Source organism: Ruegeria sp. HKCCD4315 (genome assembly GCF_013112245.1).
GTDB lineage: Bacteria > Pseudomonadota > Alphaproteobacteria > Rhodobacterales > Rhodobacteraceae > Ruegeria.
The window spans coordinates 787199-810934 of record NZ_WVRN01000002.1 but is presented as its reverse complement, the minus strand read 5'-3'; the positions used below and the strand labels follow the sequence as shown (position 1 = coordinate 810934).

Here is a 23736-nt window from a genome sequence, read left to right as displayed (position 1 = left end):
GACACCTTTATGACGCAACCCTAAATTTCAGGTATTCGGAAAAGAAGTTCCGGTCCTTCGAGATGAGCCCCGACTGACACATGAATACTGGTAAAGAAATCAAGCCTCGCCGTGTAACGGCAAAACAGGTCGCCGAGGCCGCAGGCGTTTCGCGATCAGCAGTATCCCGTGCATTCACACCGGGATCGCCTTTGGATGAGGACAAGAAGAAAAAAATTCTTCAGGTTTCTGAACAGCTTGGGTACCGACCCAATGCGCTTGCGGCGGGGTTGCAAAGCAGGGGTCGATCTAACCTTGTCGCCATTGTTACAGGTGATCTTGTCAATCACTACGACAGCGAAATTCTGGCAAAACTGATGCGGGGATTACATGCGATGGGCAAGTGGCCCGTTGTACTGGGAGGCTCTGCCGAAACATCTGAAGCCGAAGTTCTCGAAGTGCTGGCGTATCCGTTGGATGCCCTGATTCTGCGAGGGGGCAGTGTGGACGAATCAGTTGCGATCCATTGCGCCAAGTTGAACATTCCCCTGATCGTGTCTGGTCGTGTGATGGACGCCGAAGGAGTGGATTGTGTCTGTTGCGACAACGCGCGCGGGGCGGAACTGGCGGTGGCGCGGCTGATCGCCCAGGGTAAAACCCGGTTGGGCTATCTAGGCGGCTTGGCGCATTTGTCGTCCGATCAGGAACGGAAGGCAGGCTTTGAGAATGCTCTTACCAAGGCAGGTCTGAAACCAGCGGCCGTGAAACACTCTGACTTCAGTTACGAGGGCGGATACGAGTCCCTGACAGAAATTATGAGCAGTGAGGTCGAGCTGGACGGGCTGTTCTGTGCAAATGACGCTATGGCATTGGGTGCGATTGCTGCGGCCCGGCAACAGTTTGGCATGTCTATCCCTTCTGACCTGTCCGTTGTGGGATTTGATGACATCGCGATTGCCCAATGGCCCAGTTTTCAGTTGTCGACCATCAGAAACGATATGGATCAGACTGTTTCGCAGATTTTGCGACTGCTCACTGAACGCTTGGATCAACCTGAAAAGCCCAGCGAAACCATTCTCATCGAACCGGAATTTATTTCTCGAGGAACGCATTGAATATGAAGGCTAATGTTGCAAGTTTTTCAATCTGGATGCTGCCAGAAGAACCTCTGCTGACTGACTTGAGTAAAAGGATCAAGCGATTTGCTGATGCAAACGGCACGCCCTCGTTTATCCCACATGTAACTCTGGTGGGTGACATCGCGGGGGAAGAGGCAGAACTGAAGGCGACTCTGGGCAAATTCTCAGCGGGTCTTTCCAGCTGCAACCTGACCGTGACCGGGATTGGTGCTGAAAACGTGTTTTTTAAATCGCTTTATCTGGATCTTGCACCTACGGCGGATTTGGTGCGCGAGCAGGAAAAGTTGGCCAGTGCCTTGCCGGCATCCCAGCGTCCCAGGGACTTTCTGCCTCATGTAAGTGTGGCTTACGGTCCGATTGCCCCGGAAATCAAATCTGCGGAAGCCCATGTTTATGAAGACATGATTGGAACGCAGATCAGTTTCCGGCGCTTACATTTGGTAAGGTCGAGTCAGAACGTGCCTGTCGAAGACTGGAACATTCTGCAGTCTTTTGATCTTGCATCTATCTAGGGCTCTCGGATCTGGTCTCTTAGGTTACATTCGTTACCGAGAAAACACATTGCTGCGCATGGCTCACTGGTCATTGCCAACTAGGTCTATGAGGACGTATCAATCAATTATGGATTTTGGATCCAAAATCCCATATTGAGGCGATAGTAGGTGATTCACAGAGGCCAGTGTCACGTATCGCGGTTCGTTTTAGCCACTGAAACGTCCGGAGAACGACTGGGCGACTGTAAAGTTTCGGCCAACGTGCCCAAAGCACTTTGGCCGCTGACGCATTGAGGAAGGATACCTTCATGTCCAAGAATGTCTTTACCGGCATCATGCCCGCCCTAATGACCCCCTGCAAAGACGATCGGACACCCGATTTCGATGCCCTGGTCAAAAAGGGCAAGGAAATGATCGCGGCCGGTATGTCTGCCGTTGTGTATTGTGGTTCGATGGGTGACTGGCCGCTGCTGTCGGATGCCGAACGGATGGAAGGTGTCGAGCGTTTGGTTTCAGCAGGTTTGCCTGTTGTCGTCGGTACAGGTGCAATCAACTCGAAATCAGCGGTCGCGCTGGCGGCGCATGCGCAAAAGGTGGGCGCAGCAGGGCTTATGGTTATCCCGCGCGTTTTGTCTCGCGGGTCCTCGGTCGCAGCACAGCGCAACCATTTCAAAGCAATCCTGTCCGCCGCTCCTGACGTTCCGGCCATTATTTACAACAGCCCGGTCTATGGCTTTGCGACCCGGGCCGAGTTGTTCTTTGCCTTGCGGGCCGAGCACCCAAATCTGGTGGGGTTCAAGGAATTCGGCGGCAAGGACGATCTGCGCTATGCGGCAGAGCATATTACCTCACAAGACGATCAGGTTACGCTGATGGTGGGCGTAGACACCGAAGTTTATCATGGTTTTGTCAATTGCGGAGCAACTGGCGCGATCACCGGGATTGGAACGGCGCTGCCGAAAGAGGCTTTGCTGCTTGCGGCCTTGTGCCAAAAGGCGGCGACCGGTCATGCCGAAGCGCGCTTGCGCGCGCGTGAACTGGAGGAAGCCTTTGGTGTGTTGGCAAGCTTTGACGAAGGCACCGATCTGGTGCTGTATTACAAGCATCTGTTGGTTCTGAACGGTGAAACGGAATACCGACTGCATTTTGTAGAGACCGACGAATTGACGGATGCGCAACGCAAGTATTGCGAACAGCAATACACCCTGTTCTGCGCGTGGTTTGCCGACTGGTCGAAGCAGGGCGGAGTGATAGCTGAATGCATGTGATCGACAGCCATACGGGCGGGATGCCCACGCGGGTGATTCTGGATGGGGCACCCGATTTGGGATCAGGCTCATTGGCTGAAAGGGCCCGCCTTCTGGCCACAGAGCATGAGGCATTTTACAAGTCTGTTTTGCTGGAACCGCGCGGGCAGCCCGGCATGGTGGCCGCGCTTCTTGTACCGCCAGAAGACCCGAGTTGTGAAACAGGTGTGATCTATTTCGATGCCGACGCGGTTCTGGGAATGTGCGGGCATGGCACTATTGGTCTGGCGGTGACGTTGGCGCATCTGGGCCGGATCGCGCCGGGCACGCATAAGATTGAAACGCCAGCCGGTCAGATCACGGTCGATCTGCTGGACGCAAATACCGTGCGTGTCACCAATATCGAAAGCCGCCGGGTAAAGACGTCGGTTGTGATTGAGGTCGCAGGCCATGGTCAGGTGAAAGGTGACTTGGCGTATGGCGGTAACTGGTTCTTTATTGTCGACCCCAGCCCAATTGCTGTGGAACCAGTGAACATTCGCGCTTTGACTGACTTATCCATTGCCATCCGCGAAGCTTGTATCTCTCAGAAGGTATGTGGTGAAAACGGACAACCGGTCGACCATGTGATCCTGCAGGGCTCGTCGCCCACAAAGGGCATTCACAGCCGCAATTTCGTGCTGTGCCCAGATGATCAATATGACAGGTCCCCTTGCGGCACGGGCAGTTCGGCGCGACTGGCGTGTTTGGCTGCGGATGGAGTGCTGGCCCCCGGTGAAGAAATCACTCAGGAAAGTGTGATCGGCAGCTCGTATCGCCTGAGTTTTCAAGCCGGGCCGAACGGGGGCGTGATCCCAACGCTGACCGGCCGGGCGTATATCATGGGGGAAGGCAAATTGGTTTTCGCGCAAAACGACCCTTTTCGCGACGGGATCTTCCTTTGACTTAGATTTCAGGGTGCGGCGTGATCGGCCTCTGAGCTTGAACTACAGATTGAGATTTTCCAGCGATGCAGCAAAGCAACCCAACAGAAATCGTTGTGATCGGCGCTGGTGTCGTTGGTATCAGCGCGGCGTTAGAGTTGCAAAAGCGCGGCAAGCAGGTTCTGGTTCTTGACCGTGAAGGTATTGGGGCAGGGGCTTCGAAAGGCAATGCCGGTGCGTTTGCCTTTACCGACATTGTGCCGCTTGCTACGCCCGGGATCATGCGCAAAGCGCCGGGGTGGCTGCTTGATCCGTTGGGCCCGTTGTCGATTCCTCCCGCATATGCGTTGAACATTGCGCCTTGGATGCTGCGGTTCTGGCGAGCCAGTTGGCGTGATCGCTATGTGGCATCGCTGTCAGCGCAGGCCGTTTTGATGAACCACTGCCGCGCCGCGCTGGAACGTCAAATCAAAGAGGTGGATGGCGAGACGCTGATACGGCGCGAGGGCCAGTTACAGCTGTTCGAAAGCGAAGCTGAGTTTCGTGCCAGCCTGCCCACTTGGGACTTGCGCAGGGAGCATGGCATTCCATTTGATCTGTTGGATAGCCCAGAACAGATTGCCGAGGTTCAGCCCGGTTTGAACCGCCGATTTACCCATGCGGGCTTTACACCAACTTGGATGAACACGGTTGACCCGGCCCGCTGGACCAGCCATCTGGCCGCGCAATTCACCGCGCGCGGAGGTCGTGTTGAACGCGCGGGTGTTGAGGCGTTGACCCGGTCCGATGCGGGCGTGACTCTTTCAACGACAGATGGTGACGTTCCGGCCGGTCAGGTGATTGTGGCGGCCGGGGCATGGTCGCACCAATTGGCTGCAACCTTGGATGACCACATTCCGCTTGAGACCGAGCGCGGGTACAACACCACCCTGCCAGCAGGCGCTTTTGATCTGCGCACGCACCTGACCTTTGGCGGGCACGGGTTCGTGGTGACGCGGATCAACGATGGTGTCCGAGTAGGAGGCGCGGTTGAACTGGGTGGGTTGACGTTGGCCCCAAATTACAAGCGTGCCGATACGCTGTTGGCCAAGGCTGGGCGGTTCCTGCCTGCCTTGAACCTTGAAGGTGGGACGCAATGGATGGGTTTCCGCCCATCGCTGCCAGACAGCCTGCCGGTCATTGACCGCTCTGCCCGAGCGCCTCAGGTTCTATATGCCTTTGGCCACGGCCATCTGGGTCTTACCCAATCCGCAGGCACCGCTGAGCTTATTGCTGATCTGGCCACAGGCGCGAAACCCGTGCTTGACTTGACGCCTTACGCATCCACACGGTTTTGAGCCCGAGGATGCGCGATGAAAATCACTTCGGCATTCGCGGTAACCAGCGCCTTTCGCGCAACATGATTGAGGAGCCAAATGCGTAGCAGCAAGACGATACACGTGATTTCGGCGCATGCTGAAGGCGAGGTGGGCGATGTTATAGTTGGAGGTGTAGCCCCACCACCCGGCGAAACGGTTTGGGCGCAGCGTAATTTCATCGCGCAAGACCAGACCTTGCGAAACTTTGTCCTGAACGAACCCCGCGGCGGTGTGTTCCGCCATGTCAATCTGCTGGTGCCACCGAAACACCCCGAGGCCGACGCAGCCTGGATTATAATGGAGCCGGAAGACACACCACCAATGTCAGGGTCAAATTCGATCTGTGTCTCGACCGTGCTGCTGGATGGCGGGATCATTCCGATGCAGGAACCCGAAACCAATATGGTGCTAGAGGCCCCGGGCGGGCTGGTTCGGGTCAGGGCTGAGTGCAGCAATGGCAAGGCGCGGCGTATTTTTGTGCAGAACCTGCCCAGTTTCGCCGATGAGCTGTCGGTCCCTCTTGAGGTGCCGGGGTTGGGCACGATCACTGTGGATACGGCCTATGGCGGCGACAGTTTTGTGATGGTTGATGCCAAGGCGCTGGGCTTCGAAATCGCCGAACATGAAGCCCGCGACATCGCCGGTTTGGGCGTCAAGATCACGAACGCAGCCAATGAGCAGCTTGGGTTCTCGCATCCTGAAAATCCCGAATGGGATCATATCTCGTTCTGTGCCTTCTGTGGTCCGTTGACTGCGACCGAAAAAGGGCTGACCGGTAAGTCCGCTGTCGCAATCCAACCGGGTAAGGTCGACCGCTCGCCCACCGGAACAGCAGTATCCGCACGCATGGCGTTGATGATCGCAAAAGGATTGATGACGACTGGTCAGACGTTTGAAGCCACCTCAATCATCGGGTCGAGCTTTACGGGCCGGATCGTTGACGTGGCGCAGGTGGGCGGTCGCGCGGCGATCATACCCGAGATCAGTGGCCGAGGATGGATCACAGGTATTCACCAGCATATGCTTGACCCTGACGATCCTTGGCCCGGAGGCTATCGTCTGTCGGATACCTGGGGTGTTTGACCGCGTATACCCATACCCCACGCTCGGGTTGGTGGAAGCATTCTGCCGGCGCGAAATCATTGGTTCGGCATTGAGAAATTGCGAAAACTCAGTACCCCTAACTAAAATGCTGCAGGGCTAGACTTGAAATGGCAGGAAAACGAGCAATCACCAAGCAGAGCTTGCCGGAGGTCATCGCAAATGATCTGCGGGAACGTATTCTGAGCGGTGAACTGGCCGAGGGCGAAACCATTCGGCAAGAGGCTCTGGCTGAAGAATACGATGTTTCTCGAATGCCGGTCCGTGAAGCGCTCAAACGCTTGAACGCCGAGGGTCTTGTGCAATGGGCTAACAATCGAGGCGGCTCTGTCACCAAACATTCCCTCAGTGAAATTGGTGAAATTTTCGATTTGCGCATCCTGATCGAAGTGGATCTGTTTCACCACGCTATCCCAAATATGACATCCGCTGACTTTGCACGGTGCGAAGAGATTCTAACCCAGATGGAGAGATCCTATGACGAAAACGATGTGGGGAAGTGGGGCGTCCTGAACTACGAATATCATTCAGCGCTTTACGCTGCCTCGAAGCGGAAACTCACCAACGAATTGCTGGATCGCATCAGTCTGCAATCGGATCGGTATGTGCGTATGCATCTGAGTGTGATGAAGCAGCGTGAACCGGCAAAGAAAGACCATCGCGACCTGTTGCGGCTGGCGCAAGAGCGTAAAGTTGAAGAGGCTTGCAACGTCTTGGCCAACCATATCCGGCGCACCAAAGAGCAGCTTCTGGGCATGATCGCCGCGAAGCGCGACGCTGAAGGGGCGACTTGACAAATTGTCGGGTCGGGATCCTTCTTTTCGTATTTGGGCGGTGGCATATGTTCAGAACAACTTGGTTTGGCCTGATAACCGTTTGACGCGGCACATACCGTCTGAAGAATTGAAAAAGAAAGTTGAAGGTTTTGACAGAGGCAAATGAGAACGCAATGCTAAACCTGCAAGCTGTTCCGACTGACGTGCTTCGGCGGTCTAAGGCGGTCACATGATCCAACCTGCTCCCATTGTTTCGGCCCGAGCCTGGCAGCAATACCAACCCTTTGCCGCAGGAAAGTATGTGTGCCGCGGGCAGACCGAACATGGCTTTCACGCTGTGATCGTAGCGATTGAAGCGGCTGACGGCACCATCGGCTGGGGAGAGGCGGCGCCCCTTGGGGCGTTTTATGCCGAGGCTTTTCCCGAAGAGATGGCGGAAGGCACAGCGCGGTTGTTACCAGAGGTGATTGGTCGACCGTCTGACGCACCAGCTCAATTGGCCGAGGTGTTGAACGCGGCCATGCTGGGCCAGCCCGGGGTGAAATCCGCAATTGACATGGCCGCGTGGGATTTGGCGGCGCGCCGGGCAGGGGTGCCGCTTTGTTCTTTTTTGGGCGGGGGCGCCACTCGATCCGTTACGCTCTATCGCTCGATCAGTCAGGCTGCCCCCGATGAGATGGCGCAGAGCGCGCAGTCCTATCTAAAGCAAGGCTACCGGCGTCTACAGGTCAAAGTTGGACAGGACCCGTTGGAAGATATTGAACGTTTGCGCGCAGTCCGAAACGCTGTTCCTTCTGATGTTGCGCTCTATGCGGATGCCAATGGCGGATGGCTGGTCGAAGATGCGCTTCGCTTTTTGCGGGGGGTGGGCGATCTGGATTTTTGGCTTGAACAGCCTTGTATGTCGATGGCCGAAAACCGGCGTGTTGCGCAATCTTGTCCTCATCCGTTCATTTTGGATGAAAGCATTACGGGTCTCGAACCTATGCTAGTCGCTCATGCCGATGGGATGGTTTCGGGGGTAACGCTTAAAATGGCCCGGATCGGTGGGGTTGGCCCAACCCGGCTGCTCAGTGATGTGGCCGTGCAGCTGGGGTTGAAGGTGACCATTGAAGATACTGGCGGAAGCACCATCAACACGGCCGCCACAGCTCAGATGATGGCAAGACTCCCAGTGCGGCTTGCAGCTCACACGGTGGATTTCATGAATTGGGTGACGGTACAGAATGCGACCGGTATGCCGCCCTGCACTGACGGATTGCTGCACGTGCCGAAAGGAGCAGGTCTGGGGGTTGAGGTCGACCCTGACACCTTGGGCGAGCCCTTTTCTTTCAGTGCCTAACGTTGATTTGTGTGTGCGAAAGCGTCCGGGTTGGACGCTGTCGCCTTAGTCTTGGAACGGCCCGGAACGAACCGCTCTGGGTGAGCATCCGTTCACTCTTTTTCGTGGATGATCACAGTGCAACGTGTTCAGCCAGCCCTGCTTGATCTGCGAGTTTTGCGGCGACTGATGCGACGGCGAGGTCTTGTAGTCCGACGCCTGTTCCGTCGAAGAGGGTGATTTCGGTGTCGCTGGTGCGGCCCTTGTGATCGCTGTTGATGACGGCGCCGATGGGGGTGATTTGGTTCTCGGTCAGGGTGCCGCCCGCGATGGCGTGTTGGGCCTCGCCTATGGAGATGGACTGGGCGACCTCGTCGGTGAAGACAGTGGCGGCTGCGACCAGCGCGGCGTCGACCTCTTGCTTGCCTTTGGTGTCGGTGCCCATGCAGGCCAGGTGGGTGCCGGGTTTGATCCAGTCTTTCATCAACAGTGGTTCAAAGGCCGAGGTGATGGTGATGATGACATCCGCCTGTGCACCCAGATCTTCTTGGCTGACGGCCTCGAACTCCAGACCCAGCTCGGTTGCGACCGCGCCCAGGCGAGGCAGCATCTCGGGGTGCGGGTTCCAGGCGACGACTTTCTCAAAGTCGCGCTGCTCGGCAGCGGCGCGCAGCTGGAAGGCGGATTGGTGGCCTGCGCCGACCATGCCCAGCACCTTGGCATCCTTGCGGGCCAGATGTGCAATCGACACAGCCGAGGATGCCGCTGTGCGCACGGCGGTCAGGTAGTTGCCGCCGACCAGTGCCGAGAGCCGCCCGGTATCGGGGTCGAACAAAAAGACGGTGGACTGGTGATTGGTCAGGCCCTTATCGATGTTGCCAGGCCAGTAGCCGCCGGATTTCACACCCAGCACCTGACCGGCGCGGTCAAAGCCGGATTTGAAGCCATAAAGCGCATCGGCATAGCCGATGGCCTCACGAATGACCGGGAAGTTATAGGCGTCGCCACGCGCCATGGCAGCGAAGACGTCCTGAACCGCGTCGAAGGCCTCGCGGCGTCCGACCAGTTGCTGGCAGAGGTCTTCTCCAACGATCAGCAGGGGTTTGTCTGTCATATCTTTCATGACCTTTTCCTTGAGCTTTGGGGTGCAGGTCCGGGCGGCAGGGGAAGGGATAACTGCCGCCCGGGACGCATGTGCGGCGGCTAGTAAGCCTTGCCGCGCGCGGAGACCGGCCAAAGCGCTTCAACTTTGCCGTTCCGAACACCCACATACCAATCATGCACATTGGCGGTCGGGTCACAGTGACCGGGCACCAGATGCAGCTTGTCATTGACCTTGAGAACACCGTCGGGGTCGGCGACCACGCCGTGCTCGTCCGAGCATTTGACGTATTCCACATCCGTGCGCCCGAAGATCACCGGCAGGCCACTGTCCACGGATTGGGCCTTGAGGCCGGCATCCACGATGGCCTTGTCTGCCTTGGCATGGCTCATGACGCTGGTGAGGATGAAGAAGGCGTTCTCCCACTCTCCCCGGTCGATGCGGTTGCCGTTTTCATCAAGGATGCGGCCATAATCGGCGTCCATGAAGGCGTAAGAGCCGCATTGCAGTTCATTGTACACGCCCGAGGTGCTCTCGAAGTAATACGACCCGGTGCCGCCACCGCCGACGATGTCACAGTCCAGCCCTTCGGCGGCCAGCCCGTCCACGGCGTCTTTGACCTGCGCCACGGCGATGTCGATCTTGGCTTTGCGATCCTCGTAGAGATCCATGTGCTGCATCGCGCCCTGATAGGCCTGGATACCGGCAAACTTCAGCCCCGGGGCCGCGTCGATGGCCTTGGCGATGGCGATGACCTCGGGCGTGGTGGTCACGCCGCAGCGACCCGCGCCGCAGTCGATCTCGACCAGACATTCGATCTGGGTGCCGTGGCGCTCAGCCGCTTTGGACAGATCGCTGACATTGTCGATGTCATCCACACAGCAGATCGTGCGCGCACCCAGCTTGGGCATCCGCGCCAGCCGATCAATCTTGGCCGGGTCACGCACCTGGTTGGAGACCAGAACATCCTTGATACCTCCACGGGCAAACACCTCGGCCTCCGAGACCTTTTGGCAGCAGATGCCACAGGCGCCGCCCAGTTCGACCTGCAGCTGCGCCACGTCGACGGATTTGTGCATCTTGCCATGCACCCGGTGGCGCATGCCGTGGGCCTTGGCGTAATCGCCCATCTTCTGGATGTTGCGTTCCAGCGCGTCCAGATCCAGAACCAGCGCCGGGGTCTGGATCTCGGATGCGTCCATGCCGATGGCGGCGGGAATGTCGTAGCCGACTTCGAGTTGCTCGATGTTTACGGGCTTGTTCATGATGTACTCCTCAGCCCCGGGTCCAGGGCAGTTTGTCCAGATCCACATTGCCGCCGGTGATGATCACGCCGACGCGTTTGCCTTTGAAGGCTTCGGGGTGCTTCAGAATGGTGGCCAGCGGCACGGCGCAGCTGGGCTCCATCACAATGCGCAGGTATTTCCAGGTGGTCTTCATCGCGGCGATGATCTCGTCTTCGCTGGCGGTGTGAATGTCGCGCACGAAGTTCGACACAAAGTGCCAGGTGTTTTCCTTCAGCGGCACTTTCAGCCCATCGGCAATGGTGACCGGGGCGTCATCAGCGATGATGTGACCGGCCTTGAAGCTGCGATAGGCATCGTCGGCCTGTTCCGGTTCCGAGGCATAGATCTGCACCTCAGGCGCCAGGTTCGACAGGGTCAGGCAGGTGCCCGAGATCATGCCACCGCCGCCGATGGGCGCAACCACCGCGTCCAGCCCGTCGGTCTGTTCCAGCAGCTCTGCCGAACAGGTCGCCTGCCCCGCAATCACGCGCGGGTCGTTATAGGGGTGCACGAACTCACCGCCGGTGCGCGCCTGCACCTCGGCAAATACCGCCTCGCGCGAAGTGGTCGAGGGCTCGCATTCGGTGATGATCCCGCCATAGCGGCGCACCGCGTCCTTCTTGGCCTGCGGTGCCGTGTGCGGCATCACCACGTTGCAGGGAATGCCCCGGCGGCCCGCCGCATAAGACAGGCTGAGCGCATGGTTGCCGGAAGAATGCGTGCAGACGCCGCGCTCGGCGGCCTCGTCATTCAGGCCAAAGACCGCATTGCAGGCCCCGCGCACTTTGAAAGCGCCCGCCTCCTGGAAGTTCTCGCATTTGAAGAACAGCTGCGCGCCGGTCAGATCGTCCAGATACTCCGACCGCAACACGGGGGTGCGGTTGATATGGGGTTTGATCCGCTCATGCGCCTCGCGCATATCGGCGATGGTCAGGCAATCGGCTGTGGTCATTGCATCCAACATCGGAGCCTCCTTACGCTGCAGATTGCATGGGTGTGGCACGGCCCGCGCGGAAGTATTCCTGCGCTGCGGCCACACCGCTGCCCAGCTCGATCGGATAGTCCAGATCGGCCATGGCCATTTCGATCGTGGCCAGACCGGACAGCACCATCACGTCCGTCAGGCTGCCCAGATGGCCGATGCGGAAGGCCTTGCCGTTCATCTCGCCCAACCCGATGCCAAAGCTGACGCCATAGGCGTTGAAGGCGTGATCCGTCAGGGCATTGCTGTCGAAGCCGTCGGGTACATAGATCGCGCTGACGGTGTCCGAGTAGAGATCCGGCGACTGCGCCACCAGCTCCAACCCCCAGGCCGAGGTGGCCTTGCGCACGCCTTCGGCGAGACGGAAGTGGCGGGCATAGACATTGTCCAAGCCTTCCTCGAACAGCATCTTCAGGCTCTCACCCATGCCATAGATCAGCTGCAGCGGCGGGGTATAGGGAAAGCCGCCCGATGCGTTGGCGTTCATCATGTCGCGGAAGTCAAAGAAGGTGCGCGGCAGTTGTGCCGTCTCCATTGCCGCCAGCGCCTTGGGGCTGACGCACAGGATCGCCATGCCGGTCGCCAGCATGAAGCCCTTCTGCGAGCCCGAGACCGCGATATCAACGCCCCAGTCATCGAACTCGAACGGCATCGAGGCCAGCGAGCTGACGCAATCCACAAACAGCATCGCCGGGTGGGCACTGGCATCCATCGCCTTGCGCACCGCCGCAATATCCGAACGTACGCCGGTGGCCGTCTCATTATGGGTGACCAGAACCGCCTTGATCTCATGGGCCTTGTCGGCTGCCAGAGCCTCGGCAAACTTGTCTGCCGGCGCACCGCTGCCCCACGCGCATTCGATGATCCGAACATCCAGCCCGTGACGCTGACACAGGTCGGTCCAGCGATGGCTGAACATGCCATAGCGCGCCACCAGAACCGTATCACCGGGGCTGAGTGTGTTGGTGATCGACGCTTCCCATCCGCCCGTCCCGCTGGCCGGGAAGGTGATGATCTGACCCGCGCTGGAGCCAAACACCCGCTTGGTGTCTTCAAGCACGGGCGCAAATGTCTCTACAAAATCCGGCGCGCGGTGGTCCTGCGTCTGAACCTGCATCGCCAAACGCAAGCGATCCGGGATGTTGGTCGGGCCGGGAATGAAAACTGGGTTCTGTGTGGACATATGAAAATCCTCCGGTTTGGTAAAATTATCTTACCAAGACGCGCGCTTTGCAATTTTCTCGAAAAAGTTTTTCACTATACGGAAAAATACCATAACGTACTGAAAGAAATGAAAGAGACAGTTTTTCAATATTGACGAAAGCAAATGCCGATTTTGAAAAACACGCTCCGACGCCTAAAATCAAGGTCCTAACCACACAGGAAAAAACCGGTGCAGAATCACAAAAAACCGCGAGGACGGCCCAAATCAATCTTCAAGGAAAGCTCGGCCGGGACAGTGCAATCCCTCGACCGCGCGTTGGAAACACTGACAACGCTCGCAGCCCTGGAACGCTCTACGCTCAGCGACCTCAGTCGGGAAACCGGCGTTCCAACGGCGACGACCCATCGCATACTGACGACGCTGTCCAACCGTGGCTATGTCAGCTTCGACGAACAACGCCAGGAATGGATGGTCGGTATCGAGGCCTATCGAACAGGCGCCTCCTACCTCAATCGCAACAGTGTGGTTGAAATCGGCCGGCCCATCCTGCGCAGGCTCATGCGCGATACCGGTGAGACCGCGAATATGGCCATGCCTGACGGCAGCCACGTCGTATTCGTCAGTCAGGTAGAAACCGGAAATCCAATTCGCGCTTTCTTTCCTCCGGGCGCGCGGACGCCCATGTACGCGTCCGGGACCGGAAAGGCATTGCTGGCCGAAATGAGCACGAATGCGGTTCAAGCTCTGCTGTCAGATGTCGCTTACGAAGCCTTTACTGACCGCACTCATCGATCAACCATATCGTTGTTAGAGGATCTGACGCTGGTCCGGCAACGCGGCTGGTCCTTTGATGATGAAGAGCGCTATGCAGGCATGTCATGCACAGGTGCCGCTATTTTAAACCAGTTCGGCATTCCTTGTGCTGGTATTTCCGTCTCGGGCCCAACAGCAAGGATCAACAAAGCCAACGTCGCCTATTTCGGCGAAATGGTCCTGGATGCAGCACGGGAGATAACTATCGCAATCGGAGGGTCGCCGCGCTGAAGGCTTTACAAAGTTGGGTATCCGACTGTCACGCTTTGGTCAGCGACCAAAATCGAATGGGTAACGCAACCGCCGCGACGACCAAACCGATCGTATACCCTATCCAAACACCCATGGCACCATAATCAAAAACGAAGCCGAGGGCATAGCTTGCTGGCAGGGCAAGTGGCCAATACGCGGTCAGTGTGATGACAGTAGGCAAGTTCATGTCAGACATGCCCCTTAACGCACCAAGCGCAGTACCCTGAACACCATCGGCGACCTGCAATAGCGCGACGATAAAGAACAGAGTGACTGCAAGATCGACCACCGCAGGATCGTCGGACATGGATTCCGCCATCATTCGACCAGCGGTTATGAACACGATTGCTGCAATCGCCTGCCAGAGGGTCACCATGACAAACGAAGCTTTCAGGATTGGTCGCAGCCGTGAGGTATCGCAAGCCCCCACTGCAAGGCCCACGCGGATGGAGGCCGCGCCAGCCATTCCAAGCGGAATCATGTAAGCCAGTCCTGCCAGTGCGTTGACAATCTGATGTGCCGCAAGGGCTTCGGCACCAAGCCACCCCATCATCAGACCAACCACGGCGTATGCGCCGCCTTCGCCTGCATAACCAAGACAAAGCGGCAGGGCGTCTTTGGCCTGCGCCCAAGCATCGGCCCAGACAACCTGAACCCGTTGACGAAACGCAGCCAATCCCGGGGCCCGTTTAAGAACAACAAGAGCAGCAATCAGAGACACGCATTGTGAAAGAATACTGGCCAGACCTGCGCCTAGAATTCCGAGGTCCAGAATATGGATCAGGGTGTAGTTGGCCGGCACGTTGATGAGCACGCCGAGATAGGACAGGCCCACTGCCGTCCAGGGCCGTCCCACCGCATCGAAAAGTGCCTTGAGGCCAAAGAACAAGGTGAATGGGATGATCCAGACCGCCATTGACATCCAATAGGGCAAAAGGATCTCAAGAACTTCCGTTGGTTGACCCAAAAGACCTAAAAGAGGGTAAAGAGCCATCATGAGAAGGGCCGCAAGCCCACCGCCCAGCAAACAAAGCAAAAGCCCGCCACGTAATGCGAGGGCGACCTTTTTTGGGTCCTGGGCACCCTCTGCCTGACTGATCTGAACTGAAAGCGCTGTTACGACGCCCCAAAGGGCAGAGATCAGAATGATCAAAACCGCAGTGGTCACTCCAGCTGCCGCCAAAGGCACAGTTCCAAGGGGTGAGATCATCGCGGTATCGACAACACCGATCAAAAGCGCTGCGGCAAGTCCCACCATCAAAGGAACGGCTAACTTGATCAGCGGCAACAACTCAGCGCGCGTTTGCGCCTGGGACACAAGGATATGGTCTGTCATGATTCAAACACCGGATTCGGTCCGGCCTCAAAGTCGCAAGATCGAGCGTTTTTTGCTCTGGATGATTTGGGGCGTTCAGCCCAGCGACGGATGAATCATGAACTTGGTCCTTTTCTGGACGATGCGTTGCACGTGGTTCTATGGGATAAGTTGAACCGCGTCCAGAGGGTTGAAGTCTGGTATCCTAACGCGTTGACTGAATTTCCACTCGTTCACATCGGCCAAGAGCAGGGCACCCGCACAAGAGAGTTTTCCTGGGAGGAGTGGGGCAATCTTTGTTTGAGTTGTCGATATCCAACGCGTCGAGCGGACATGTCGTAGCCGAGCATGCTGCCATTGACGCGGTTTAAACCAGTGAAAGCATCGCCTTGGTCGTTCTGGTCAATGCGGAATGTCTGCTGCGCGCGGTATTTTTGAACTGCATCAACGGAACAACTGTCTTCTAGGGTTAAACGTGCCGGGTTCGGTCCTGGTCTGGAATGATCGAAAAGGACAAATCAGTTTAGAAATTCGAATGCTGGTTGAGAGTGAACGCGACAAAAACTTGGCGCAGAATTGATAGTTTTTTCGAAAAACTTTGCTCAATCCTGCCTGCGCGACGTGCTTTTTAGTGATGAGACCCTCACCAATGCAAAATACTGTGCCACAGCGCCCGGACACGATGGTTTTGGATGACAACTGGAGTGATCTACGTCAGTTCCGCGAACTGCCAGACATCGATTTGGAGCGGCTTCTTGAGTACCGAACAGGTCGGATTCGGGAACAGATGAAGCTGCAGGACGTGGCGGCGCTGGTCATCGTGAACCCGCTTAGTATGCAATACGCCGCGAATTACGATTCCTATCAGCTGTATCAGTCGCGAGTACCCACAACCTATCTTTTCATGGCGCAGGACGGACCGACCATTGTGTTCGGAGGTTATGGTAACAGTCGTCTGATAGGCCGAGAGGAACCGGCGGACTTTATCGCGTTTTTTGATGCGGGCCCCAACCTGGCGGATAATGCACGCAGGTTGGCTGATCGTCTGCACGGTTACCTCGAAGAAATCGGGTCTGACAATCGGCGCGTCGCGATTGAATATGTGAACCCGTCTGTTACTCAGGCTTGTCTGCAGCGCGGTCTTGAGGTGGTTGACGGTGTGACACTGACTGAAAGCGCCCGGTTGATAAAATCTCCTGACGAGATTGAATGTATCAAGTGGTCAGTGGCGGTGGCAGAGCTGGGAATGGCGAAGATGAAGGAGGCTTTGCGTCCTGGCGTGACCGAAACCCAGCTTTGGGGCATTTTGAATTACACAAATCTGGCAAACCAGGGCGGATGGCATGACGGGCGGATGCTGTGTTCTGGCCCGCGCACCAACCCTTGGCTGCAAGAGGCGACCCAGCGGGTGATTGAATCCGGGGATCTGGTTGGATTTGACACCGATATGGTTGGTCCGATGGGCTACTTCTGTGACGTCTCGCGCACGTTCCATTGCGGACCTGCCAAGCCCACCGCCCGGCAGAAGGAAATCTATCAGATTGCCTATGACGAGGTGCAGCACAATATGGCGCTTTTGCGTCCCGGGATAACCTTTCACGAATTGCAGAAGCAGTCGTTTGAAATCCCGGAACCCTTTCAGAAACAAGCCTATCCCTGCATCTTTCACGGGGTCGGTATGTGTGACGAATACCCGAAGATCATCCCATATCACTCGGGGCTGAACCCTTATGACGGTGAGGTCGAGGCCGGCATGGTGCTGACAGTTGAAAGCTATGTAGGCGCCGTAGGCGAGCGTGATGGGGTCAAGCTGGAAGAACAGGTACTCATAACCGACAATGGTTTTGAGCTGCTTTCCAGTTATCCTTTCGAGGAAGAGTTGCTCGATTAAACCATATCTGTATTGGTGTAGAAGGCTTCGCGAAGGGAGACGTGAGAGGCGGAAAAACGTCTTCGACCAACTGCATTGAAATTGGCGCGTAGATGTGTTGGCTTCCGGTAAAATCAAGAGGCATGCACCGCCAACACAAAACGCAGAACCGATCAGAGAACCCCCTCTGTCAGCTGTGATGAACTTCAGTCCTTTGAAGAAAGTTTGGTTTGGATGATGAATTGCGTGACCGGATCAATGTCTTCCATGTGAAGCAATTTGCCGAGCTGGGCGTCCAAGCGTGTCTCATCCCAATTGCGCATGGCAATTGCAATCTCCATGGCCGTCTGGCTGTCCTGGGCCAGTTCGCGAGAGAAGATTGGAATGATCTGATCCCTTAGGCCAGGCGACACAGTACCAGAATCTGTCAATGCGCGAATGAGGGATTCTTTGTGGTCTTGTTTGACGTTTGCGGCCTGCAAAGCCGAGCCAATGGCATCTACTGCTGTTGGCCCATCTACGGCTATGCCAGCCAGCGCCCAATCATACGCATAGCCAGAGCTTCGAAGAATAGACCCGGGGTATCGAGACCGAACAATGCGTTTGGCCTTTTCATCGTTGTGCTGCAAACCCAATAGTCGGATCGCAACCGGAACGAAGCTCAACCGACCGAGGCTGTCAAACTCACGCAACAGATTGTCTGCGGCGACCGTATTTCGCAATATCTGGATACTGCTGTACGGCACCCGGTCGATTTCTATCAGGGCGGTGTCTCTTAACACCTGATCCTTGTGTGAAAGGTATCGTGCAAAAAACGCAACGCGCGCGCCGGATGCGGACTTTCCACCCGGCCAAAGATTTTTCTCCGCCCAAAGGGCATTCAAAAATTCTTCACGCTCTGGGGTCAGATTGAAAATCCGCGTCCATTTGCGTGAAACGCCGCGCCCTGCGCCATCCTTGGTAACGGTTCCGAACGTCATCAGGACCGTCATCGAGGGATTTGCGCGGAAGGCAGCGCGTGTCCTGCTATCTACAAGGAAAGGGATGTCAGGAGTTCTTTCAAGGTCGGTCTGTGCCCCTTTTATCTGTCGCTTTGGCACGAATTTGAACGGATTACCCGGCGCAGGTGCGGCCAGAACGACGACGTCGGCGGTAATCAAATGATCCGCCAGAGAAGCCTCAGGCAAGGTGACGCAAACTTGGCAGGCCAACGCTGAACGAGACCCGAAAAAACCAAAACAAAAGAGTGAAAGAATGATGATGACCCGCAAAAAGGGCGCGGGTTTCCGTCCCAAAGTTTGACTGTGGCTATTGGGATGACCTACACGCATCAACTTACTCCTCGACCACTTTCCCCAAACCGTCCAGATAAATCAATAAAGTTCGCCTCTAATCTGAAAGTGTCAGTACTTCATTCGCCATTTCCCCAAAATAGACAGAGATCTGCGACAGGGCGATTTTGGACAGATTAGCAGGGTCCTGTTGTCTCGCATCAAAAGAAATTACGAGTACGGCACCCTGCAAAGCGTCTCGCCGTCCATCCAATCGCAAGAACGCTGCGGCGCTGTGTTTTCGGGTGTTTCGTTGCGGTCGGTTGTTCTCTCAATCCCAATCAAGTGCGAGGTGCGCACTGAATTGGCGGATGGCAGAGGTTTCGGATCGAGCATGCGGCATCACGCAAACGTAGTCCTTTTTCATTTTCAGGGCATGCCGCGAAGGCGTCACGAGCAATCCGGATGCGAGATCGGTTTTTGCCAAAACGGATGGAACCAGGGCGATGCCAGCTCCTCTTTTTGCGGCAGAGATGGCAAGCGTCAGATCGTTGATCGTTAAACCTGCATGGGAAAACTGTGTCGCATCAGATCCGGCTTGCTGTCTCCAATCCGACCAGAGTGGTTCGCTGGCATAACTGGGGCCCCATTTGTTGTGAATGAGCTTGCTGTCGGGGATATGTGACAAGGATTCATCCATGTTCGGATATGCCTCTTGGAACGAAGGGGCGCAGACCGGTATCGCAACATCCCAAAACAGGCTTGCTTCCCGGTAGCCTGGATAGAGCGTCGAGCCATAGGTCAGGCGAATGTCGATGGCTTCACGTTCAAAATCGATTGGGTCTTCCTGCACGCGGATATCCAGCGGTATTCCGGTTTCTTCGGAAAATGTGACTGCCTTGGGTAGAAACCAAAGCTCTGCCAATGCCGGTAGCACGCTGATCACTAATTGTCTGGGACGTGTCGCGTTTTGCACAATACGGGCTGCGTCAGACATTTCCTCAAAAGCGCGGGCGAGTTTGGGATACATCATTTCACCTGCATCCGTCAGTGAAATCCGATTGCCCTTTCTGACAAACAGTCTTTTGCCCAGGTGATCCTCGAGCGTTTTGATCTGCAGGCTGACGGCGGCCGAACTGACGCCCAGTTCTTTCCCGGCCAACACGAAGCTGCCGCATCGTGCGGCGGCTTCGAAGGCCCGCAATGCTGTCAGAGGCGGAAGGGAGTCACTGTAGCCCATAGTAAATCTTATGATACCCAATAATTTTTCTGGTTGTCTTTGTCATAGATTGAATTTCAATGCTGTAAAGGAGGACGCCATGAATCATCTGCTTGATCTTGAAACTTACCCGTTGGATCGGCCTGACAGTCCAGAATACGCGAAGTTGGTAGAAAAGTGCCGGGCAGATCTGGCTTCTGATGGCATGTTTAATCTGCCGGGGTTTTTCAGAGCCGGGGTTGCGCAGCAGGCGGCAGACAAGGCGAAACCCGCTATGGAAACGGCCTCATTCCGGCATGCGCGCAAACACAACGTCTACTTCAAGGACGAAATGCCCGGTATCGATGACAATCACCCCGCGATGATCAAATCGCAGACGGTCAATCACACGCTCTGCGCCGATCAGCTAGAGGGTAACCCCGTGATCGAAGTGTATGAATGGCAGCCCTTCGCGGACTTTCTGGCCGAAACTATGGGCAAGGAACGGCTTTATCAAATGGACGACCCGATGGCCCGAGTAAACGTGCAGGCGACGCGGGATGGCGAAGGGTTGAACTGGCATTTCGACCGCTCAGAATTTACCACCACGATCCTGCTGCAGGCGCCGGAGGTGGGTGGTGAGCTTGAGTATCGCAAGGATCTGCGCACACCGGATGACCAGAACTATGAAGGCGTGGCCGCTGTTCTGGCTGGCAAGGATCCGGAAATCAAACGGATCATGCCTGCGCCGGGTGCGCTGAACGTTTTTCGCGGGGTGAACACACCGCACCGCGTGGTGCCGGTAAAAGGCGACACGGAACGCGTGATCGCGATTTTTTCCTTCTACGAGACACCAGGCGTCGCTTTCTCGGCTGAGGAACAAATCGGTTTTTATGGTCGATCCGTGTCATGACGCGGGCGCGCAACGCCTTCAAAGATGACCGCAAGCTGACATATTTGAACAGCGACGGGGCGGACAAGGCGCTGATCAGCCCGGTATCACAAACCACGTTGGACAAGGCCCGCGCCTATCGGTTGACACGGTTGCGCGAACAAATGGCAGAGCATGATGTGGCAGGCTTGTTGCTTTATGACCCGATCAACATTCGGTATGCGTTCGACAGCTCGAATATGCAGGTATGGACCAGCCACAATCCGGTCCGGTATGCGATGATCCTGGCAGGTGGTCCTGCGATCCTGTGGGAGTTCAAAGGCTGCGAACATTTGAACGAAGGCCTGCCGGGAATAGACGAAATCCGAACTGCTGTGTCGTGGATGTTTATGACCAAGGGCGACAAAGCCTCCGCCGGGGTCGAAACCTGGGCCGATGAAATAGCCGATGTGCTCGGTCAGCATGGGGGTGGCAACAAGCGCTTTGCGGCAGATAAGCTGGACGGCCCGGGATTGCACGCGCTGCAGGAGCGAGGGTTAACCTATGTCGAAGGGGCCGAATTGACGGAACGCGCCCGGTCGATCAAATCCCCAGAGGAAATCGAGTTGATGCGCTGGACCATTCGGGTCTGCGAAGCCGGAATGGCGCGCATATATGATCATTCAGTGCCGGGCTTGACCGAGCGCGAGCTTTGGGGTCATCTGCATTTTGAAAACGCGCGTTCGGGCGGTGATTGGCTCGAAACCAAGCTTTTGACCTGTGGGCCGAATACCAACCCTTGGTACAAGGAGTGTTCGGATAGGGTTTGCCAACCGGGGGAAATGATCTCGTTCGATACGGATATGGTCGGTCCTTATGGCTATTGCGCGGACCTCAGCCGCAGCTGGACTTGCGGGTACACGCCCATGGCGGATACGCAGCGGCGGATCTATGCGACGGCTTTAGAGCAGATCAACCATAACCTTGACGTGCTGAAGCCGGGTGTGAGCTATGCTGAGTTTAACGAAAAAAGCTGGCGTATCCCGGATCGGCATGTCGATTATCGGTATTCGCTTGCTGTGCATGGCGTGGGCATGGCGGATGAATGGCCCGTCATCCCTTTGCACATAGATTTCGATGAGACGGCCATGTCTGGATTTATTGAACCAGGGATGGTTGTTTGTGTCGAAAGCCTTGTCGGCGAAAACGGGTCGGAAAGCGTGAAACTGGAAACGCAAGTTCTGGTGACCGAAATAGGGATTGAGCGGCTCGACAGTTTCCCTTGGGAAAGTGTCTAGGCGTGTTCCCAATCCAAACCAGGACAGGCTTGGATTACCGTTTGAAATGGCCTTGCCTGTAGCCTTGGATTGGCCATTGTGGCGAAATGAGCGAACCAAACCTGAGAATCGACAGAGCAACGCTGCTTCCAGAGCAGGGTTTGATCAGTGGTACAGATCTGTTGAACGCTGGCAAAAAAATGGTGTCGGACTGGAAAGTCGGCACAAGCGCGTTTCAGGCGTCGGCCGGCTATAGGAACGAAATTGACTATAAAAAGGCGATGATCCAATCCGGGCGGGTGATGCAGCACGCACATCTGGGGTTTCGCGATTTATCACATAGCGTCGATGCCATCCAAAGGGTTTACGACAGTTGCCTCGGACGCGGTGCGCGGGTTGATCGGTTCGGCATGTGCCTGGATTGGTCGATGGGATTTCCAAGACATCAACGAACGGAAAATACGCGCGGGACCGGGGTCATTTTGAATGACGCAGATGCCTTTGCACGTCTGACACAGGCCAGCCCAGCGGCAATGCACTTTGGTGACTTCATGCTGGGCTTTCCGGCAGCCCTTGAAAACACATGCGCCGCGCTGGCGGCCGGGGCCACGACGATCGGCAATCTGGGGCAATATTTCACGTTTCGTTTGCCGGAATACGATAATGACGTAGAGACCACACAAGCGACGGTTCAGGCGCTTGGCCTGATTGCCGCTCAGCCGGTGCCGGTATTGGTGCACTCCAATCTGGACGACGGGTATGCTGCGGTTTTCGAGGATTTAACATCGGTTCTGGGTCAGGCGCTGCTTGAAAAACACATTGTGACGGGGCTGATCGGTGCGCCTTACGCAGTGTGTTATGGCCACCATTTCACTGAACCTTTGACGCGGATGGCCTTTCAACATGCTTTGGCACAGATCAGTGATGGAGTGCCGGGATCGCAGATTTACGGTGCAACGGTGCTGTACAAGGGATCACATGCTGAAAACTATGCGGGGCTGTCCTCATATCTTTTACCCGACATTGTGGCGCAGCGGCTGCGCCCAAGCGGGCACGCTTTGAATCCGGTTCCGGTGAGTGAGAATGAACGCATCCCCGACGTGACCGAGATCTGCGATGCGCAATGTCATCTGCGCAGATTGACCGAGTTGGCAGAGGGGTATCTGCCGCTGTTTGACACGGCCGAGATTGACCGGATCAGCAACACGCTCTTGCGAGAGGGTCATCGTTTTGCAGATCGGGTTCTTGCGGGATTGTCGCAAGGTGGCATCGACACTAACGATCCGTTCCAGATGCTGTTGGCTCTGCGCCGTATCGGTGGGCGTGCCTTGGAACAGACCTTTGGCGGAGGCGCGCAAAGGCCTGATGCACCGCGGCGCAGAATTCCCATCGTAAGTGCCACAACATATCGCGAACTAGAGGAAGAAGCCGCGCGCTTTCTGGCATCTGACGCCGGTCAGGCAATGGCCCGTCTGGCTGAATCGCCTGCGCGTATTCTGACGGCTACCACCGATGTGCACGAACATGGAAAAATGCTTCTGGATCTGGTGTTCACCAAAGCAGGTTTTGATGTTGAAGATGGCGGCGTCTCCAGCGACCCGGATGATGTAGTGGCATTGGTCAGGCAAAGCTCTGTCGACGCCATCGCGCTCAGCACTTATAATGGCGTGGCGCTGCGCTATTCCAAATCCCTGCTGCACAAGCTGAAAGAAGCCGGGCTTGACGTGCCGGTTTTAATTGGTGGCCGGTTGAATGAAATACCCGACGGCAGCAATACAAGCCTGCCAGTGGATGTCTCTGACCGATTAACCAAAATCGGTGTCATAGTCTGCGCTGATCTGGAGGCCGCCGCCGAAGCGCTGCGCTCTGTGCTGGCCAGCAGCAGGTCAGATCAGGCGTAATGATCACCGCGTTCCTCTCGGCGTCAGGCGAAACAACGACCAATAGGTAACACTCGTTAAGGATCGCCCTGTGGATATGTTTGCAAGGGTCCGCA

Annotated in this window: 20 protein-coding genes; 13 read left to right on the top strand and 7 right to left on the bottom strand. The window is 56.4% G+C overall.

The window, feature by feature from the left end:
- Positions 1-80 precede the first annotated feature (80 nt).
- From GS646_RS21450 to GS646_RS21415, 8 genes are all read left to right on the top strand, one after another.
- Positions 81-1094 carry a LacI family DNA-binding transcriptional regulator gene (locus GS646_RS21450; RefSeq protein WP_171187586.1) on the top strand — a complete coding sequence of 338 codons (1014 nt, stop codon included), beginning with the start codon at positions 81-83 and terminating at the stop codon, positions 1092-1094.
- 2 nt (positions 1095-1096) lie between these two features.
- The gene (locus GS646_RS21445) at positions 1097-1630 is read left to right on the top strand and encodes a 2'-5' RNA ligase family protein (protein ID WP_171095263.1); all 534 of its coding nucleotides are present in this window, start codon (positions 1097-1099) and stop codon (positions 1628-1630) included.
- 290 nt (positions 1631-1920) lie between these two features.
- On the top strand, positions 1921-2880 hold the full coding sequence (locus GS646_RS21440; RefSeq protein ID WP_171187588.1) for a dihydrodipicolinate synthase family protein: 960 nt from the start codon (positions 1921-1923) through the stop codon (positions 2878-2880).
- Positions 2871-3803 (top strand): proline racemase family protein, encoded by a 933-nt coding sequence (locus tag GS646_RS21435; protein ID WP_171648035.1) that lies wholly within the window; start codon positions 2871-2873, stop codon positions 3801-3803. The genes GS646_RS21440 and GS646_RS21435 overlap by 10 nt, the downstream gene beginning before the upstream one ends.
- 65 nt (positions 3804-3868) lie before the next feature.
- Positions 3869-5119, top strand: coding sequence for an FAD-binding oxidoreductase (locus tag GS646_RS21430; RefSeq protein WP_171187592.1), 1251 nt, complete (start codon positions 3869-3871; stop codon positions 5117-5119).
- 78 nt (positions 5120-5197) lie between these two features.
- On the top strand, positions 5198-6223 hold the full coding sequence (locus GS646_RS21425; protein WP_171187595.1) for a proline racemase family protein: 1026 nt from the start codon (positions 5198-5200) through the stop codon (positions 6221-6223).
- A 128-nt stretch (positions 6224-6351) separates the two neighbouring features.
- Entirely contained in the window at positions 6352-7035 is a 684-nt protein-coding gene (locus tag GS646_RS21420; RefSeq protein WP_171187597.1) for a GntR family transcriptional regulator, read from the top strand.
- A 211-nt stretch (positions 7036-7246) separates the two neighbouring features.
- The gene (locus GS646_RS21415; protein WP_171648036.1) at positions 7247-8359 is read left to right on the top strand and encodes a mandelate racemase/muconate lactonizing enzyme family protein; all 1113 of its coding nucleotides are present in this window, start codon (positions 7247-7249) and stop codon (positions 8357-8359) included.
- Positions 8360-8471: 112 nt separating this feature from the next.
- Here GS646_RS21415 and bhcD read toward each other — a convergent pair whose 3' ends face one another.
- The 4 genes from bhcD to bhcA form a co-directional block, all read right to left on the bottom strand.
- Positions 8472-9452: an iminosuccinate reductase BhcD gene (gene bhcD / locus GS646_RS21410; RefSeq protein WP_216600486.1), complete on the bottom strand. Its 981-nt coding sequence runs from the start codon at positions 9450-9452 to the stop codon at positions 8472-8474.
- Between the two features lie 89 nt (positions 9453-9541).
- On the bottom strand, positions 9542-10705 hold the full coding sequence (gene bhcC / locus GS646_RS21405) for a 3-hydroxy-D-aspartate aldolase BhcC (RefSeq protein ID WP_171187603.1): 1164 nt from the start codon (positions 10703-10705) through the stop codon (positions 9542-9544).
- A 10-nt stretch (positions 10706-10715) separates the two neighbouring features.
- Positions 10716-11690, bottom strand: a complete 975-nt coding sequence (gene bhcB, locus GS646_RS21400; RefSeq protein ID WP_171187605.1) for a beta-hydroxyaspartate dehydratase BhcB — start codon at positions 11688-11690, stop codon at positions 10716-10718.
- Between the two features lie 10 nt (positions 11691-11700).
- Positions 11701-12891 (bottom strand): L-aspartate--glyoxylate aminotransferase BhcA, encoded by a 1191-nt coding sequence (bhcA, locus tag GS646_RS21395; RefSeq protein ID WP_171187606.1) that lies wholly within the window; start codon positions 12889-12891, stop codon positions 11701-11703.
- 210 nt (positions 12892-13101) lie between these two features.
- Between bhcA and GS646_RS21390 the strand changes: the two genes are divergently transcribed.
- Entirely contained in the window at positions 13102-13917 is an 816-nt protein-coding gene (locus GS646_RS21390) for an IclR family transcriptional regulator (RefSeq protein WP_171187608.1), read from the top strand.
- A gap of 28 nt (positions 13918-13945) precedes the next feature.
- Here the strand turns inward: GS646_RS21390 and GS646_RS21385 are convergent, their stop codons facing one another.
- Positions 13946-15274: an MATE family efflux transporter gene (locus GS646_RS21385; RefSeq protein WP_171187610.1), complete on the bottom strand. Its 1329-nt coding sequence runs from the start codon at positions 15272-15274 to the stop codon at positions 13946-13948.
- Between the two features lie 628 nt (positions 15275-15902).
- Between GS646_RS21385 and GS646_RS21380 the strand changes: the two genes are divergently transcribed.
- Entirely contained in the window at positions 15903-17144 is a 1242-nt protein-coding gene (locus GS646_RS21380; protein WP_171648038.1) for a Xaa-Pro peptidase family protein, read from the top strand.
- A 185-nt stretch (positions 17145-17329) separates the two neighbouring features.
- On the opposite strand, the gene GS646_RS21375 is transcribed toward GS646_RS21380, so the two are convergent.
- Both GS646_RS21375 and GS646_RS21370 read right to left on the bottom strand, forming a co-directional pair.
- Positions 17330-18283 (bottom strand): hypothetical protein, encoded by a 954-nt coding sequence (locus GS646_RS21375; RefSeq protein WP_171648039.1) that lies wholly within the window; start codon positions 18281-18283, stop codon positions 17330-17332.
- 442 nt (positions 18284-18725) lie between these two features.
- The gene (locus GS646_RS21370) at positions 18726-19634 is read right to left on the bottom strand and encodes a LysR family transcriptional regulator (protein WP_171648041.1); all 909 of its coding nucleotides are present in this window, start codon (positions 19632-19634) and stop codon (positions 18726-18728) included.
- Positions 19635-19713: 79 nt separating this feature from the next.
- Between GS646_RS21370 and GS646_RS21365 the strand changes: the two genes are divergently transcribed.
- The 3 genes from GS646_RS21365 to GS646_RS21355 all read left to right on the top strand — a co-directional run bounded on the left by GS646_RS21365 (position 19714) and on the right by GS646_RS21355 (position 23641).
- On the top strand, positions 19714-20505 hold the full coding sequence (locus GS646_RS21365; RefSeq protein WP_171648043.1) for a 2OG-Fe(II) oxygenase: 792 nt from the start codon (positions 19714-19716) through the stop codon (positions 20503-20505).
- Positions 20502-21761, top strand: a complete 1260-nt coding sequence (locus tag GS646_RS21360; RefSeq protein ID WP_171648045.1) for a Xaa-Pro peptidase family protein — start codon at positions 20502-20504, stop codon at positions 21759-21761. Before GS646_RS21365 ends, GS646_RS21360 begins: the two co-directional genes overlap by 4 nt.
- Before the next feature lie 86 nt (positions 21762-21847).
- A complete protein-coding gene (locus tag GS646_RS21355; protein WP_171187620.1) occupies positions 21848-23641 on the top strand; it encodes a cobalamin-dependent protein in 1794 nt (597 codons plus the stop codon).
- The last annotated feature ends 95 nt before the right edge of the window (positions 23642-23736 follow it).